The organism is Rhodoferax sp. (assembly GCF_018063565.1).
GTDB lineage: Bacteria > Pseudomonadota > Gammaproteobacteria > Burkholderiales > Burkholderiaceae_C > Rhodoferax.
In genome coordinates this window covers 1-16,887 of sequence record NZ_JAGPBB010000049.1, presented here as the reverse complement: position 1 = coordinate 16,887, position 16,887 = coordinate 1, and the positions used below count along the sequence as shown (strand labels likewise).

Here is a 16,887-nt window from a genome sequence, read left to right as displayed (position 1 = left end):
TGCAAAATCAGAGCAAAGCGATGTCACTCACCACCATGCCATCCGCATCGGCGTACAGCCAGTTTCCCGGATTGATCCAGACACCCTGAATCTGCACTGGAACGTCCGCAAGTCCCTGGCTTTTTTTCTCGGTCGGCATCGGTATGCTGGCCAGGGCGCGAATGCCGACCTCTTGCTGCGCCAGCTCTGCCACGTCACGTACGCAGCCATCAATGACCACGCCCGCCCAGCCGTTTCTTGCCGCTGCGGCGCCCAGATTACCCCCAAGCAGGGCGCGGCGCAGCGAACCCGCTCCGTCCACCACCAGCACCTTGCCAACCCGACCCTCTGGCGTATCGACGTAGCCGCAGCCGTCGACGGCGGCCTTGACGAGTGAGTTGTCTTCAAAACACTTGACCGTCGTCACAGGTCCGAAAAAAACCCTGCGCCCGCCAAAGTCACGAAAAACTGAAGGCAAAACACGAAAGCCAGCGCCAGCGGCGTTCTTGTTGGCGTCACACAAATCACAGGTCGCGAAGTGTTTCATATTGAACAAAGTCCTTCAAATTTGTAAAAATTGTAAATCTCGCGCCACGTTGCGACAAAAAAGTGTGTTTACGTGACGAATTTCTTACACCACGCTTGGAAAGCCGGGGTTTCTCCATTAGGATTCGGCACAACCAGCAACGGGCTGTTATTGCTGGTGATTGATCAACCACTCATAGGACAACACACATGGCAACTGCAAAGAAAGCGCCAGCTAAAAAAGCTGCTCCAGAGACCAAGGCAGCACCTGCTAAAAAAGCAGCCCCAGCCAAAAAAGCAGCTCCTGCCAAAGCCGCTGCCCCCGCTGCAAAACCAGCTGCAAAAGCACCCGCAAAAGCGCCTGCCAAAGTAGCTGCCAAAGCTGCCGCACCTGCCAAAAAAGCAGCTCCTGCCAAAGCCGCAGCACCAGCCAAGAAAGCTGCTCCGAAGAAAGCCGCTGACGGCAAGCGCTCGGTGAACGCCGCCTTCATGAAGGCCCTGACCCCCAGCGGTGCTCTGGCTGCCGTGGTGGGGGCCAAGGCCCTGCCGCGCACTGAGGTCGTCAAGAAGTTGTGGGATTACATCAAAAAGAACAACCTGCAAGACGCAGTCAACAAGCGCCTGGTCAATGCAGACGCCAAGCTCAAAGAAGTGTTTGGCAAGGCACAGGTCACCATGTTCGAGATCGCTGGCCTGATTGGCAAGCACCTCAAGTAATCCTGCTCTGACCGGTCATTCATGGCCTGGGGAAGCCGACGCGAGTCGGCTTTTTCTTTGTGGCATGATGCCGGACATTCCAAAACCCGGGCACTGCGCTGATGCTGCGTTTCCTCCTCACCCGTTTCAGTCTGATCATTCCGACTTTCATCGGTATGACGCTGGTGGCGTTCTTTCTGATCCGTCTGGTACCGGGCGACCCGATCGAGACCCTGGCAGGCGAGCGCGGCATTGACCCGCAGCGCCATGCAGAGCTGCGTCATGAATATGGTTTTGACCGCCCGATTCTGGTGCAGTACGGCATTTACATCGGACGTGTGTTGCAAGGCGACCTGGGCAAATCAGTCATCACCCACGAACCGGTGCTGAGCGAGTTTCTGGCATTGTTTCCCGCCACGATTGAACTGGCGCTGAGCGCCATTCTGTTCGCGCTGATCATCGGCATTCCGGCCGGTATCCTGGCTGCCGTCAAACGCAACACGATCCTCGACCACGGGGTGATGGGGGTATCACTCACCGGCTATTCGATGCCGATCTTCTGGTGGGGGCTGCTGCTGATCCTGCTGTTTTCGGTCAACCTGGACCTGACACCGGTCTCCGGGCGCATCGCGGTGCAGTATTTCATCGAGCCAGTCACGGGCTTTTTGCTCATTGACACCTGGATGGCAGGTGACATGGATGCCTTCTGGAGTGCGGCCACGCACCTGATTCTGCCGATGATTGTGCTGGGCACCAACCCGCTGGCAGTGATCGCCCGCATGACCCGCTCAGCCATGCTGGAGGTGCTGGGTGAGGACTACATCCGCACCGCCCGCGCCAAAGGTTTGTCCAACTTCCGGGTGGTGGCATTGCACGCCTTGCGCAATGCCTTGATTCCTGTGGTGACAGTGATTGGCCTGCAGGTGGGGGTGTTGTTCACCGGCGCCATTCTGACCGAGACCATTTTTTCATGGCCGGGTGTGGGCAAGTGGATGATCGAGGCGATTGGCCGTCGTGACTACCCCGTGCTGCAGGGCGGCATGTTGCTGCTCGGTGGCATGGTGATGCTGGTCAACCTGCTGGTCGATGTCACCTACGGCATCATCAACCCGCGTATCCGCCACTAGCTCGGACCTCCGTACCGTGACGACCCTGACCGACTCCACGCCTGTCCACACGCCGCGCCATCCGCTGCGCGAATTTTGGGACTACTTTTCGACCAACAAGGGCGCGGTGGCAGGCTTGCTGATCGTGCTGGCCGTGCTGCTGATGGCGGCATTTGCGCCGTGGATTGCCCCATTTGCGCCGGATGCCACGGATTCCAGCGTGTTCTTGGTACCACCGGCCTGGCAGGAGGGCGGATCCAGTGCCCACTTGCTAGGGACCGATGCCATCGGCCGCGATATTCTGTCGCGACTGATTTTTGGCGCACGGTTGTCGCTCACCATTGGCCTGGCGGTGGTGGCACTGTCGGTGTTGGTGGGCACCGTTCTGGGGCTGACGGCAGGATATTTTCGTGGGGTGTTCGAGATTGCCGTGATGCGTGCCATGGACATCATCCTGACGCTGCCCAGCCTGCTGCTGGCGATCGTGATTGTGGCTATTTTGGGCCCCGGGCTGATGAACGCCATGTTGGCTGTGGCTGTGGTGGTGCTGCCGCATTACGTGCGCATCACCCGTGCGGCGGTGATCTCGGAGATGTCCAAAGACTATGTCACGGCCGCACGCATGAACGGTGCTGGTCATTTGCGCCTGATGTTCTCTGAGGTGTTGCCCAATTGCACGGCACCGCTGATTGTGCAGGCGTCGCTGGGCATCTCGACCGCCATTCTGGACGCCGCGGCACTGGGTTTTCTTGGCCTGGGGGCCCAGCCACCGTCGCCCGAGTGGGGCACCATGCTGGCCGATGCGCGCGAATTCGTACTGCGCGCCTGGTGGGTGGTGACCTTTCCGGGCCTGGCGATTCTGATCACAGTGCTGGCCTTCAACCTGTTGGGCGACGGACTGCGCGACGCCTTTGACCCCAAACTCAAGCGCTAAGAGACGGCTATGGCATTGCTCGAAATCGAAAACCTCTCGGTGCAGTTTCCGTCCAAAACCGGCGTGATGCACGCCGTGGATGGCGTGTCTCTGCTCCTGGAGGCGGGCGATGTGCTGGGCATCGTCGGTGAGTCGGGCTCGGGCAAGAGTGTGACCATGATGGCGCTGATGGGTCTGGTGGCCTACCCCGGCCAGATCTCTGCCGATCGCCTGCTGTTTGATGGCCATGATCTGCTCAAGATGAGTGAGCGCCAGCGCCGCACCGTCATTGGCAAAGATATGGCGATGATTTTCCAGGACCCTACCACCAGCCTGAATCCGTGCTTCACGGTAGGTTTCCAGATGGCCGAAACTCTGCGCGTGCATCTGGGCATGGACAAGGCCGCCGCGCGCCGGCGTTCGATTGAACTGCTGGAGCAAGTTGGCATTCCCGCCCCCGAGAGCCGCCTGGGCATCTACCCGCACCAGCTCTCGGGCGGCATGAGCCAGCGTGTGATGATCGCCATGGCAATTGCCTGCAATCCAAAACTGTTGATAGCGGACGAACCAACCACGGCGCTGGATGTGACGATCCAGGCACAAATTCTCGACCTGCTGCGCACCCTGCAGAAAGACCGCAACATGGCACTGGTGCTGATCACCCACAACATGGGCGTGGTGTCCGAGATGGCGCAGCGAGTGGCGGTGATGTACGCTGGGCAGATCATGGAGGAACGCGGCGCACAAGACATCTTCGAGTCGCCGCAGCACCCTTACACCGAGGCGCTGCTGGCAGCCATGCCCGAGCGCAGTGACGGCGCCACCCGTCTGGCGACCATTCCGGGCATGGTGCCGGGTCTGTACGACCGTCCGCAAGGCTGCCTGTTTTCGCCGCGCTGCATTTATGCCAACCGGCATTGCCGCGATGAGCGGCCCGAGCTGCGCGAGTGGCAGGCCGGCATGGTGCGCTGCCACGCGCCGCTGGGTGCCACACTCCGGGAAGCCGCATGAACGCCGCTGCCAAACACCCCAGCGCGCACACCGATTCATCGCACCCGGTGGTGGTCGCGCGTGACCTCAAACAGGTCTACAAGATCAGCCATGGCGCATTTCGCCAAGCCGATCACTTGCAGGCGGTTGGTGGTGTGTCATTTGTCGTTTACCCGGGGAAAACGCTGGCGGTGGTGGGCGAGTCGGGTTGTGGCAAATCCACCCTGGCACGCATGGTGTCACTGATCGAAACCCCGACCGCTGGCAGCCTGCAACTCGGCGCGGTCGATGTAGTCAAGGCCAGCGCCAGTGAGCGCCATGAGCTACGCCGCACGGTGCAACTGGTGTTCCAGAACCCTTACGGCTCACTTAACCCACGAAAAAAAATCGGCGCCATCCTCGAGGCACCGCTCGAAATCAACACCGATCTCAATGCCACCCAGCGCGCCAGCGAAGCCCGCGACATGCTGGCCCTGGTCGGTTTACGTCCCGAACACTACGACCGCTACCCGCACATGTTCTCGGGCGGGCAACGCCAGCGCGTTGCCATTGCCCGCGCGCTGATGCTCAAGCCCGGCCTGATCGTCGCCGACGAGCCGGTGTCGGCGCTGGACGTGTCGATTCAAGCGCAAGTGCTGAATTTACTGGCCGATCTGCAGCGCGACCTGGGCCTGGCCTACCTGTTCATCTCGCACGACCTGGGCGTGGTACGCCACATTGCCCATGAGGTGCTGGTGATGTATTTGGGTCACGCCATGGAGCAAGGTGACAAGACCACGCTGTTCGCACAGCCGCTACACCCCTACACCCAAGCCTTGCTGGCGTCCACACCCGGCATCCTCGGCAGCGGTGCCAGCAAACAACGCATTGTCTTGAAGGGTGAACTACCATCACCCCTGAATCCGCCCAGCGGCTGTGTGTTTTCAACCCGCTGCCCTCATGTCACCACGCGTTGCCAGTCTGAACGACCGGAGCTGCGTGAGTTGGCCGGACGGCAAGTTGCCTGCCACGTGGCCGAACAATTTATTCAACCCGCTGCAGCGCAGCATTAACCTGTCAGGAGTCCCAAAGATGACGATTTCAAAATTCCCGCTCAAACGCACCGCGCTGTGTGTCTTTGCATTGCCAGCACTGCTGGCACTGTCGACCGCGTCGGCAAAAACGCTGGTGTTCTGCTCCGAAGGCAGCCCCGAGAACTTTGCCCCCAGCATCAACACCACCGGCACCTCGTTTGATGCGGGCGAGCAGATTTATGACAACCTGGTGGACTTTGAGCGTGGCGGCACCAAAGTCCAGCCCAACCTGGCACAAAGCTGGACCGTCTCTAAAGACGGTCTGGAGTACACCTTCAATTTGCGCAAAGGCGTGAAGTGGCATTCCAACAAAAACTTCAAACCCAGCCGCGACTTCAATGCTGATGACGTGCTGTTCATGTTTGAGCGCCAGTGGAAAGAGAACGACCCCTACTTCAAGGTCACCAGCCCGAACCACTCGTATTTCAACGACATGGGCATGCCCAAATTGCTGAAATCGGTCGACAAAGTCGATGACTACACTGTCAAGATTGTGCTCAATTCACCCGAGGCGCCTTTCCTCTCGAATCTGGCCATGCAGTTTGCCGGCGTGCAATCCAAGGAATACGCCATTGCCATGCTCAAGGCTGGCACGCCTGAAAAGATCGACCAGGAACCGATTGGTACCGGCCCTTTCATGCTGGTGCAATACCAAAAAGACGCGCTGATCCGCTACAAGGCGTTCCCTCAGTACTGGGCTGGCAAAGCCAAGATCGACGACCTGATCTTCTCGATCACCCCAGACGCCTCGGTGCGCTGGGCCAAGCTGCAAAAGGGTGAATGCCATGTCATGCCCTATCCCAACCCGGCGGATCTGCCTGCCATCCGGAAAGATGCCAATGTCAAGGTACTGGAGCAACCAGGCCTGAACGTGGGTTACCTGGCCTACAACACCACCAAGAAACCGTTTGACGACGTGCGCGTGCGCAAGGCCGTCAACATGGCGATCGACAAGAAAGCCATTGTCGATGCGGTGTATCTGGGCACTGGCGTGCCAGCCACCAACCCGATTCCACCGACCCAGTGGTCGTACAACAAGGCCATCAAGGACGACGCCTTCAACCCCACCGAGGCCAAAAAGCTGTTGGCCGCCGCCGGTCTAAAGGACGGTTTTGCCACCGACCTGTGGGCCATGCCGGTGCAACGCCCCTACAACCCGAACGCCAAGCGTATCGCCGAGCTGATGCAGGCCGACCTGGCCAAGGTGGGTATTAAGGCCGAGATCAAGAGCTTTGAGTGGGGCGAGTACCGCAAGCGCATGCAGGCCGGTGAACACCAGATGGGCATGCTCGGCTGGACCGGCGACAATGGTGACCCGGACAACTTCCTGCACACACTGCTGGGCTGCGATTCGGCCAAAGGCGGTAGCAGCAATGTGGCCAAGTTCTGCCACAAGCCGTTTGACGACCTGGTCGTCAAAGCCAAGACCGTGACCAACCCGGCCGAGCGCACCAAGCTCTACGAGCAGGCCCAGGTGATCTTCAAGGAGCAAGCGCCCTGGTTCACCATCGCCCATGCGGTTCAGTTGAAGCCGGTGCGCAAAGAAGTCATTGACTTCAAGCTCAGCCCGTTTGGCCGCCACAGTTTCTACGGCGTGGATATCGCCAAGTAAGCGCCTGGCAAGACAGCAAAGGCCAGCTTTGAGCTGGCCTTTTTTCTTGGCGCGCAGGAAACACACCGCTTGTTCAACCCGCCGGTTGATCCCGCGCGCTGGGCGGTACCAACTCGTGCAGATAGTCGGCCAGCGTTTTGTCAGGCTCGCCTTTGAACTGGCTTGCTGGGTCAGCGCAGCACTCAGCCCGAAACAATTTCAGATGCACAGCGGGACGTCCTCTTCCAGACAAGGCAAGTGTAGAAAGTGAAGCGTCGGCCAAAAAAGGTGGATTTGGCTTGATACAACAGGCAAACTGATGTCAAAAAAAGCTGCCGTTGCTGCGTCAGTACACCAGCCCCAGATCAGCCTTGCCACGCCAAACCTTGGTGCCCAGCATCTTTTGACGGAATGCGGCTTCTGCTTGTTCACTCGCGCCGTCGATCAGCACCACCTCGGTCACCTCGACCAAGACGCCGTCGCTCCGGTGCAGGTCAAGGTCAAAAATTTTGCCCTTAACCCTGAATTTGTACGCCTCCGGCTGACATGTGCTGCTGGCCGACGCCGGCACGCAGTACTTGAAGCTCTCCTGAAATTGCACCGTCGAACCCAACAGCGCCTGCGCTTGCGCCAGTTTGGTCTGGCGTTCGCGCTCTCTGCTGTCTTTGCTGTCCTTTAACGCCTTTTGCCGCTTTTCATCCAATTCAGCCAGTTTTTGCTGGGCTGCGGCTTGCTGCCCGCATTCGTCGCCGGAGAAGTCAGCGATGAACTGACGCAGCGCCGCCTCGCTGTTGGCGCTATTGAAGGCGCGCAGGCACAAGGCTTTGGCGCGCGCCAGCAACTCGGCGCGTTCGCGCTCTACCTTTTGGTCGTGCTCTTTTTGGGCGGCCAGCTTTTGCTTTTCAAAAGCACCTTTCTCGCGTTCGAGAACTTGGCGCTCAGCCTCAAATCTGTCCCGGTCGCGCTGCAACTGCAAGGCTTCCTGAACCGCAGCTTCGTCGGCGCGCGAGCGCGCCGACTCGACGACCGTCGGGCTGACCGTCTTGGACTTGGCTGCCGCTGCACCCTGCCCCAGCGGTGGCTGGGCAAACCTCGCCGCCTTGCCTTCAAGCACGTCGCGCAGCATCAGACCGGTGCTGTGCGTCCAGGCGCGAATCTGATTGGCGTAGTCAGGGTCGGTTTGCAAATCGCGATCGCGTCGCAGGTAGAGGTTGTAAAACACCTGCTTCTCCCGATAGCGGCTGCCCTGCAAAGTCACCAGCAGCGCCTCTCTGGGTAAATCCAGTGCGTAGCGCGCCAAGGCTGGCAGGTTGTTTTTGCTCCAAAGGTCGGTGCCGGTGGCGCTGTTTTCCACCGTCTTGCGCAGGTCGGAATAGGTGAACACCTTGGCGCACAGCTAGATCAGGTCACTGGCCGAGCCGCCAAAGTCATCCACCAGATCTTTGGGATTCTTGCTCTCGCACCTGTTGTTGGTCCAGTTGACGTCAATGATCCCAGGCGGCGTAAAAGCCAGCACCATGGCGGCAATGGGATCATTGGGTGCATTATTCTTCAGGGTCAAGAAATGCCGGGGTACGATCCTGCCGTTATCGAGCTTGATCTCAGCGGTGCGCCGCGCCACCACCAGCCAGTCACCCTCTGGCAAGGGCACAGCATTGATCAGACGCCCGATGCCAATGCCCTCACGTACATAGCTATCAACTGCCAGATCGTCAAACGCCGTCTGGGCTAGCGCCCCCGAGCACAGCAGCAGCGCCAACGGTCGCGCGGCCCACTTCAACCTCTGTCCCATGTTCGCCTCCGGTACGTCGCGGAATTCTAGTCCGGACAATCGAGGTGCCGCGGCCAGACACTGTTGCTTCTTATGGGTCAGCGCGATTGCGACAGGCGCAGCCAGATTTCGTTGCGCCGCCTGCAAGTTGGCCAGATGCTCGTCGTAACTGGCCTCGGATCAAAAGCCCGAACAGCGGATGACCGCCACCCGGCTCGGTGGCATGCTGCGTTTACGTCTCAGCCTCTTGCACTTCGCGATTCAACCAAGCAGCATCAGGCTGCCAACTAGTGACCCAGGCAGGTATCAACTCAGGCTGCATGGGTCGTGCAATACCGTAACCCTGGGCAAGCTCGCAGCCCAGTTGAAGCAGCGCCGTGCCGTGGGCAATCGTCTCCACACCCTCGGCAATCACCTGGCGTTTGAAAGCAGCGGCCAAGCCAACGACGCCTTCCAGAATGGCCAGATCATCAGGGTCATCGAGCATGTCGCGTACAAAACTCTGGTCAATCTTGAGCAGCGCCACGCGCAGGCGCTTAAGGTAGGTGAGTGACGAGTAACCGGTGCCAAAGTCGTCCAGAGCAAAACTTACGCCCATTCTGGCGCAGTCTTCTATCACCTGCGACACCTGAGCCATATCGGCCAGTGCGCTGGTCTCCAGCACTTCGAGCTCAAGGTTGGTCGGATTGACTTGTGGGTGACGCTCCAGAATGGTTTGCAATCGCTCTACGAAGTCAACCTGCTGCAACTGGTGTGCGCCAACGTTGACGCTGACCGGCAAATGCAGTCCGGCGGCGTGCCAGACCTCCATTTGGTGCAGGGCCTCCTCAATCACCCACTCGCCTACGTCTACCGCAAGCGGGTGGTCTTCGATCACTGGCAGGAACGTGGATGGGGCCAATAGTCCTTTTTCGGGGTGCTGCCAGCGGATCAGCGCTTCGGTTCCCACCACTTGCCCCGTGTGCATGTTGACCTTAGGCTGGTGGTGCAGTACAAACTCGCGGTTTTTCAAAGCCAGACGTATACGTTCAAGGCTTTCGTGGTGACTGCGCAGACTGCTGTCTTGGGCCTCATCGAAAATGTGGTAGCGATTCTTGCCAGCCAGCTTGGCCTGGTACATTGCCTGGTCGGCCTGGCGCAACAATTGGTCTGCATCGATGTCGTGTGCCTGCGGATAAAGGGTAACGCCCAAGCTGGCAGATACCTGCAGCAACAACGTGCCCACCTGTACCGGTTGGGCAGCCGCCGACAGCAGACGCTGCAGCAAGGGCATGCTGGCGGTGAGATCCTGCAGGTCGATCAATACTGCCACAAATTCGTCGCCACCGATTCGAGACATGGTGTCGCCATCGCGCAGCGCTTCTTTCATGCGGTGTGCCAGCGTGATCAGAACCTGGTCGCCGGTCTGATGGCCGTGTTGGTCGTTGATGGCCTTGAAACCATCCAGATCGATATAGATCACAGCCACCTGTTGCTGCCTGCGCTGAACCTGTGCCATGGCCTGTTTCAACCGGTCGGACAGCAATACGCGGTTGGGCAGGTTGGTCAACGCATCAAAGTGTGCGATATGTTCGAGCTGGCTTTGGTGTGACTTGATGCTGGTAATGTCAGAGAACAGTGCGACATACCGCAGGGTCGAGCCTTGAGCGCCGCGTACAGCGCTGATGGTCAGCAGTTCGGCAAAAACCTCACCGTTCTTGCGTCGGTTCCATACTTCGCCATTCCAATGTCCCTGCTCAGTCAATGCTCCCCACATAGCGACATAGAACGCCTTGTCCTGGCGGCCGGACTGAAACATGCGCGGGTTCTGACCAAGCGTATCTTCACGGCTGTAGCCGGTAATGCGAGTGAAGGCTTCATTGACATCAATAATGGTTCCCTGGGCATCAGTGATGACGATGCCCTCACGCGCATGGCCAAACACGCTGGCCGAAAGCTGCAGCTTCTCTTGTACAGCATTGCGCTCGGTGATATCGCGCAGAGTGACCAGCACAGCGACATGGCCTTCAAGCTCAATCGATCGGCCCTGGACCTCAGCATCAAACACGCTGCCATCGAACCGGGTAAATCGCTCCTCATGCATGCCTGCGGCCACGCCATCTTCGACCGCTCTTTTCTCCCGCGCCAGCACGACTTGATGAAAGTCTGGGTGGATAAACTGCAAAATGGGTTTGCCAACGAGGTCTTGCTCAGTTTTAGCGCCCAACATCGCAACACCGGCCGGATTGATATGCAGCAGCTTTCCTTCGCGATATATCGCGATGGCGTCGGGCATCAACTCGACCACGTTGCGAAAGCGTGTTTCACTTTGTCTCAGCCTTCTTTGCACCAGCCGTTGCGCGTCAATGGACTTCTCAATTGCGTGAATTTCGCCAATGTTCGAATAGTTCGTCGCCTTCGGTACGGTATCCACGCCAATGTGGTCGAGTGCAACCTGGATCCGCCGCAATGGGTCTACAAAGGCACGCCGAATCAGAAAGAGAGTAACCAGCATGAAAAATGTCAGCAGCCCAAGTGCCACAAGCAGCTTTTGCTGGTTCAGCAAAACAAGTGTTTGCATCTCCTTGAGATCTGCCGTACCGAGGTTCAGCCCCTCATACGAGATATCGCCGGCAAGCAATGACAAGCGTTGCGTAAGCTTGAGCCACTCTGTGCGGGCGTCCGCGCCAAAATGATGGTCCGCTTGATGGTCGCTTAGGAATCGTTCGGTATCGCGGGCCACGGCCGATATTCTTGCATCGCTGACAAATGCAGGGGTGTTTACAACGAGCTGGACAATCAGGAGTGCTTGACGATGCTCCTCTGGTGTGCTGGAGAAAAGCACTCTTTCACCTTGTCGTCGCAGCTCATCCAGATTTCTAGCCAATTTTTGACGCTCAATGGCACGCGACAGTGTCGCAGTTTGCAATGTCTGAAAATCTTCCAACAACACCGTGTGGTCACGCACCAGCCATGTTGCAATCAGCACCACGAACAAAACCAGTCCGGCGGCCAACTTCGAAAATTTCGAGTTGGCGGATTGGACTTTGCTGTTGTGATGGATCGATCTCACTGGCTGGCCAAGGGATGCCGCCGGTTTCACAGCAGACTGAAAGGAACAAACTTGGTATTGATGCGGTCAAAACGTCCGTCGCGCTTGATCTGGTCGATGGCACCATTGAGATGCTCGACAAGTTCCGGTTGTTTTGGATTGATGATCATGTGTAATGTGCCTGTGATAAGGGGCCCGGTAAGCACTGTAGACTTCAGTCCAAAAGGCTGTAACACGTTTTCCTGCGCGAGCGACAACGCTCCCAACATCGGCAAAACGGCAGCGTCGGCAACCCCGGAAGCCAGCAAGGATGTAATCTCCGAATTCGTATCACCTTCTACAGTTTTCCAACCCATGGCTCTTGCGTGACTGGCCTGTGCAGAGCCTTTAATGACAGCGACGCCGCTACGCGAATTTCCTACAGCAACCGACGGTTTCGCCATCCAGACGCTGATGGACTGGAAATACTCTTTGGAGAAAAGAACTTTCTTCCGCCGCTCCGGCGTTGCGATAAACCCAACCACCGCAAAGTCAAACTGATCATCGGCGGCCATATCTACAATTTTGTCAATCGTTAGAAGCTGCTGCACGCAGCGAACCTTCATCGTGGCACAGAGTTCGTTGCCTATCTCGACATTGAACCCCGTGAACTTGCCGGTCTGGTCGGTATAGGACAGGGGAGGTGAATGCGCGATAAATGCCACGCGGTAGGTCTTTTCCTGCGCCGAAACTGAAAACCCGCCAAAAAGCAGAATCATTGTCAGAAACCAATAGAACTGGGTTCGACCATTCAATTTCACGAGATTCCCTTAACGTCCAGATTACTCTTTGGCCACAGTTGTCTGGGCCAGTTGATGGCTCCGTTTGGTCGTCATTGTGCCAGATGCAATGATCCTCCAGGAGTCTGGGCAGCAGACCAATTCTTCGCTCACTACAGTCATCACCCCCTACCCATAGTGGCCAAAATTTGCTATCAGAATTTTCCCTTCTGCAGCCCAGACTCCTAGCAAGTTATACGCCCGACAGCAACATCACAACTGGGCACGAATTGCCCACACCCCTGCGGCCTGTTGGTGAACCGCCGCAGGACATGAGGGGTCGGCGGCTGATGCTGCAATTTATCACCCCCTCAGCGACCCAACGTTGATGCGATGATTTGATCAGTCTGATCCGGCGCTGAACCGTCGGCGCCCTGAACGGCCGCCTCGATCAGGTCGTCCATATCACCTTTTTCGATCAGGGCTGCAAACGTCTCGGCAATGGCCGGGTCAAAGTGCTGCCCGCTGCCCTGTCGAATTTGAGCCAGCGCAGCGGCTTTTTGCCAGGCACCTTTGTAGGGTCGCACGCTGACCAAGGCATCGAACACGTCCACCACGGCCACCAATCGAGCAACAAAGGGAATGGCCTCGCCCTTATGACCATCGGGGTAGCCCAAGCCGTTCCATTTTTCGTGGTGGCTGCGCGCCACCAGTCGAGCCATGAGCAGCGACGGGCTGCGCTTGAGCACCGCATCGCCGATCAGCGTGTGGCGTTGAATCTCGGCAAACTCGCCATCGGTCAGTGGCCCGGGCTTGCGCAGAATGTGGTCGGGAATGCCCACTTTACCCACATCGTGCAAACGGCTGGCTTTGGCATAGACCAAGGCCTCGACTGGCGTGCAGCCCATCGCCAGTGCCAAGCGCTCGGTATAGGCCTGGATGCGGCGAATGTGCGTGCCCGTGGCGCTGTCCTTGAACTCAGCCACATGACCCAGCATGTCGATGGCCTCGTTGTACGACTCTTCCAGGCTGTGGTGCAGGCGGAAGTTGTCCAGTGCGGAGGCACATTGATTGGCCATGATCTGGATCAATTCGCGGTCACCCTCTGAAATGTCCTGCCCGGTTTCCAGGTAGACAAAACCCAGTATCTGGTTATTCACCTGCAAAGGCACCACCAGCGCCCCGTTGCGCAAGCCCTCGGGCATACTATGGTTCATCACCACCTGGGTACAGAGCTTGACAATTTCCTGGCGCCGGCCTAAAGCGCCGGGCGAAGCGTCAAACTCACCCGCCCCGGCCTGCACGCGGATGTCTTCACCCTCGAGCGTGGCCACCAGTCCATCGATGGAAGAAATCATCCCCGAGTGCCCAAGGTTGCAGATGCCGATGAGCTGCATCAACACCCCCTGGAAATAATCTTCCAGCTTGTCACGGTGCAGGTTGTACAACTCGGGCGTCACTTCCAGGATCAGCGACAGGCCATAGCGGTTGAGCTCAATGGCCTGCAGATCCCTGAATCCCTTGATGGAGTTGCGCACCGTGGTGTACAGGCGCTGCACGGTCAGTTCGGTCTTGTCCTTGTAGTCGTCGATGTCGTAGTTGTCGATGACATAGCGCTCGGGGGCAACGCCAGGCTGACCGGTGCGGATGACCAGCCGGATCATGCCGTTTTTCAGATCCTTGCGGATGTACTCCACCAGCCGCAGACCGGCGTCATCGGTTTCCATGACCACGTCGATGATGGCCAGCGCGACGTCAGGATGCTCGGCCAGGCGTTGTTTGGCCTGCATCGAGGAGCCAGCCTCGATCAACGCCAGAGGACGACCTGCGAATGCAAAACCCTGCAAATTGAGCGATGTAAGCCGCCGCACATCGGGCTCGTCGTCAACGACCAGTACTTTCCAGGGTTGAACACGCGGCCCCTCTTGCCCAGGTTCAGCTGCATTGAGTTTTCGGACAATTTTCATGGCTGTTGTATGAAAGAAGTCACTTGTTGGAGCGGAAACGTAATGTCGAAACGCGTGCCCTGGCCCGGCGCGCTGTGGCAAGCGATGCTGCCCCGCAAGCCCTGCGTGACCAGGTTGTGTGCAATGTACATCCCCAACCCAGTACCGCCTTGGCCACGGGCCGTGGTGTAAAACGGCTCGAAGATGTGCGCCAGCGTCTCCGCGGCCATGCCCGCACCGTCGTCAGCGTAGCAGATGGACACCGTATCTGACCCCGTGCGGGCCTGGATGCGGATGCACCCGCCCACCGTGCCAGCCGCAAACGCGTGCAGGCGGCTGTTCTGCATCAGGTTGACCAGCAACTGCGCCACGATGCCTGCCGGACCGTAGAGGGTTTGGCAGCCAGCACAGTCCACCTCGAAACGAATGGGGGTGTTTTTGAACTCGTTGCGCAGGCTTTTCATCACGTCTTCAACGACCTCGGCCAACTCAAAGGGGCGCATCTGCTCCGACGTCTGGTCAACAGCCGTGCGCTTGAAGCGGTGCACCAGATCGGCCGTGCGCCTGAGGTTGTTCAGCGCCAGTTCGCTCACGTCTTCCAGCGTGTGCAGGCGGCTAAGCAGGTCTTCTTCGGTCACCTCTTCCTGGCGCAGGCAGGCGCCCAGTTCCTTGACCACCTCCCGGGCTTGCGACACCGCGCCCACCGCAATGCCAACCGGCGTATTCACCTCGTGCGCAAACCCGGCAACCATGCGACCCAGAGACGCCATTTTTTCAGCTTGCAGCGAACGCTCCTGCTCTGCCTGCAGCCGCTGGCTTGTCTCTTGCAAGGCAGCGGTGCGCTCGGCCACCCGTTGTTCCAGCGTGGCATTCAGGGCTGACAGACTGTGTTGTGCAGCCAGCAGTTCCTGGTTGCGCTGCTGTAGCCTGCCCGACATCTGATTGAAGCTGCGCGCGGTGTCGGCGAGTTCGTCGTTGCCCTGCTCGTCGATCTGGTGACTGAGGTTGCCAGCTGCAATCTGGTGGCTAGCCGCAGTCAGCTCGTTCAGGCGGCGGGTCAGCAGTTTGCCCAGAAAAAGCGAAAACACGGCCACGGCGACCATCACGCCCAGCGCCATGGCCACGGTCTTGCGTTTGACCAGTTCAAGCAGTTCCGTCATTTCATCCAGACGTATCCCGAAGCGAACATGGCCATAGTCGTTGCCTGCCACTTTGATGAGCACGTCACGGGTCAGCAGATTTTCGCCAGACAGGTCGGGCATAGACACCGGCGGCCCAGACCCGGTGCCCGCGGTCACCATGCTGCGACCGCGGTCATCCAGAAAATCAACGAACGCCACCTGCCCAGAGGCCAGCAGGTCGGTCACCAGGCTTTTCAGGGTGGACACGTCGTAGCTCACCATCGGGTCACGCGCGGCGGCCGCGACCAACTGCGCCGTGACATTGGCTCTGAGCTCGATCTGTTGGCGCAGCGAAGAACGCATTTGCGACAGCACGGACAGCACCAGCACAGACAGCAACACAGTCTGTATGAGCATGACGCCCAGTACTGTCTTGGTGCGAAACTTCATGACCTCTGGCTGGCGCGCCCTCGGTTCATTGCACGGCCTCGGCCAGCTTCTTCAGATCGAGACGTCGGACATCATCGTAGTCACGGTCTGTCGCAGACTCAAAACCCTTGAAAGCCACGCCCGCCAATAGTTTTCGCCCCACTTCGTCGTTGTGCAGGCTGTTGAAAGCCTGGCGCAGTTTGTCGACCACCTCGGCGCTCACGCGCGGATGGGCGCCAAACGGGTGCGAATGATAGACAGCCGTTTTGTGCAACACACGCAATTCACCAGCCAGTTGCGGATCAGCCGTTTGCAGCACTTTCAGGATGGTGCCACCGGCTTCAAAGTTGCCAGCGGCCACACTTTTCAGCACCGAGTCGTGCGACTGCACGTACTTCGCATTCACCTGAATGCCCTGTTTGAGCAACTCCGCCTGCGTCAGCATGCTGGCCGCAAACGCCAGCGGGGTCGGAAAGCTGACGATGGCGCCGTTGATGTCAGGCAGCGCCTTGATACGGCTGTCCTTTCGCACCAGCAAAACGCCTTCCAGCGGTTGGCCACGTTCGCGCACAAAAGCGAGGTAGCCCGGATTGGCGCTGTACACCTGATAGTGATAAGGGTTCATATAGGCGATGTCATATTCGCCTTTTTCCAGCCGCTCACCGAAGGCCGGAATGCTGGTGGCCGTGCGAAACCGCAGCGCCAGACCCGCACGCTTTGCCACTTCGTCCAGCAAAGGCGTCCATTCCTCAGCCAGTTTGGCAGCTGGCTTCAAAGGCGTGATGCCCACTGCCAGCGGTTCGGCGTATGCGCTTAGCACCGCACCCAAGAAAAGGCATATGCCCAACAACCTGTTTCGTATCATGGTGACAACCCAGTGGCTGGAATCAGGTTGATATTACCCCTCAACACATGAATTCACGTGCGCGAGACCAACGAAGTTTTCATCAGCTGATGG

14 protein-coding genes and 1 pseudogene are annotated in these 16,887 nt (G+C 58.5%); 6 read left to right on the top strand and 9 right to left on the bottom strand.

Annotated elements, in window-relative coordinates; translation table 11 throughout:
- Window positions 1–7: 7 nt before the first annotated feature.
- Entirely contained in the window at window positions 8–526 is a 519-nt protein-coding gene (rraA, locus tag KBF66_RS12230) for a ribonuclease E activity regulator RraA (protein WP_296656881.1), read from the bottom strand.
- A gap of 188 nt (window positions 527–714) precedes the next feature.
- Between rraA and KBF66_RS12225 the strand changes: the two genes are divergently transcribed.
- The 6 genes from KBF66_RS12225 to KBF66_RS12200 all read left to right on the top strand — a co-directional run bounded on the left by KBF66_RS12225 (window position 715) and on the right by KBF66_RS12200 (window position 6,894).
- A complete protein-coding gene (locus KBF66_RS12225) occupies window positions 715–1,221 on the top strand; it encodes an SWIB/MDM2 domain-containing protein (RefSeq protein WP_296656880.1) in 507 nt (168 codons plus the stop codon).
- A gap of 101 nt (window positions 1,222–1,322) precedes the next feature.
- A complete protein-coding gene (locus tag KBF66_RS12220; protein WP_296656878.1) occupies window positions 1,323–2,327 on the top strand; it encodes an ABC transporter permease subunit in 1,005 nt (334 codons plus the stop codon).
- Between the two features lie 16 nt (window positions 2,328–2,343).
- On the top strand, window positions 2,344–3,240 hold the full coding sequence (locus KBF66_RS12215) for an ABC transporter permease subunit (protein ID WP_296656876.1): 897 nt from the start codon (window positions 2,344–2,346) through the stop codon (window positions 3,238–3,240).
- Window positions 3,241–3,249: 9 nt separating this feature from the next.
- On the top strand, window positions 3,250–4,230 hold the full coding sequence (locus KBF66_RS12210) for an ABC transporter ATP-binding protein (protein ID WP_296656873.1): 981 nt from the start codon (window positions 3,250–3,252) through the stop codon (window positions 4,228–4,230).
- Window positions 4,227–5,261: a peptide ABC transporter ATP-binding protein gene (locus KBF66_RS12205; protein ID WP_296656872.1), complete on the top strand. Its 1,035-nt coding sequence runs from the start codon at window positions 4,227–4,229 to the stop codon at window positions 5,259–5,261. The genes KBF66_RS12210 and KBF66_RS12205 overlap by 4 nt, the downstream gene beginning before the upstream one ends.
- A gap of 19 nt (window positions 5,262–5,280) precedes the next feature.
- The gene (locus tag KBF66_RS12200) at window positions 5,281–6,894 is read left to right on the top strand and encodes an ABC transporter substrate-binding protein (protein WP_296656870.1); all 1,614 of its coding nucleotides are present in this window, start codon (window positions 5,281–5,283) and stop codon (window positions 6,892–6,894) included.
- A 325-nt stretch (window positions 6,895–7,219) separates the two neighbouring features.
- On the opposite strand, the gene KBF66_RS12195 is transcribed toward KBF66_RS12200, so the two are convergent.
- From KBF66_RS12195 to KBF66_RS12160, 8 genes and pseudogenes are all read right to left on the bottom strand, one after another.
- Window positions 7,220–8,257, bottom strand: coding sequence for a hypothetical protein (locus tag KBF66_RS12195; protein WP_296656869.1), 1,038 nt, complete (start codon window positions 8,255–8,257; stop codon window positions 7,220–7,222).
- A 12-nt stretch (window positions 8,258–8,269) separates the two neighbouring features.
- Entirely contained in the window at window positions 8,270–8,665 is a 396-nt protein-coding gene (locus KBF66_RS12190; RefSeq protein WP_296656866.1) for a hypothetical protein, read from the bottom strand.
- 211 nt (window positions 8,666–8,876) lie between these two features.
- Window positions 8,877–10,637 (bottom strand): EAL domain-containing protein, encoded by a 1,761-nt coding sequence (locus tag KBF66_RS12185; RefSeq protein ID WP_296656904.1) that lies wholly within the window; start codon window positions 10,635–10,637, stop codon window positions 8,877–8,879.
- A 6-nt stretch (window positions 10,638–10,643) separates the two neighbouring features.
- Window positions 10,644–10,919: pseudogene (locus KBF66_RS12180) on the bottom strand (PAS domain S-box protein); the annotation flags it as partial.
- 803 nt (window positions 10,920–11,722) lie between these two features.
- Window positions 11,723–12,475 carry a transporter substrate-binding domain-containing protein gene (locus KBF66_RS12175; protein ID WP_296656865.1) on the bottom strand — a complete coding sequence of 251 codons (753 nt, stop codon included), beginning with the start codon at window positions 12,473–12,475 and terminating at the stop codon, window positions 11,723–11,725.
- 329 nt (window positions 12,476–12,804) lie between these two features.
- Window positions 12,805–14,400: an HD domain-containing phosphohydrolase gene (locus tag KBF66_RS12170; protein WP_296656863.1), complete on the bottom strand. Its 1,596-nt coding sequence runs from the start codon at window positions 14,398–14,400 to the stop codon at window positions 12,805–12,807.
- Window positions 14,397–15,950 (bottom strand): sensor histidine kinase, encoded by a 1,554-nt coding sequence (locus tag KBF66_RS12165; protein ID WP_296656861.1) that lies wholly within the window; start codon window positions 15,948–15,950, stop codon window positions 14,397–14,399. Before KBF66_RS12165 ends, KBF66_RS12170 begins: the two co-directional genes overlap by 4 nt.
- 25 nt (window positions 15,951–15,975) lie before the next feature.
- Complete coding sequence (locus KBF66_RS12160) at window positions 15,976–16,794, bottom strand: PhnD/SsuA/transferrin family substrate-binding protein (protein WP_296656859.1); 819 nt, start codon at window positions 16,792–16,794, stop codon at window positions 15,976–15,978.
- Window positions 16,795–16,887: the final 93 nt, after the last annotated feature.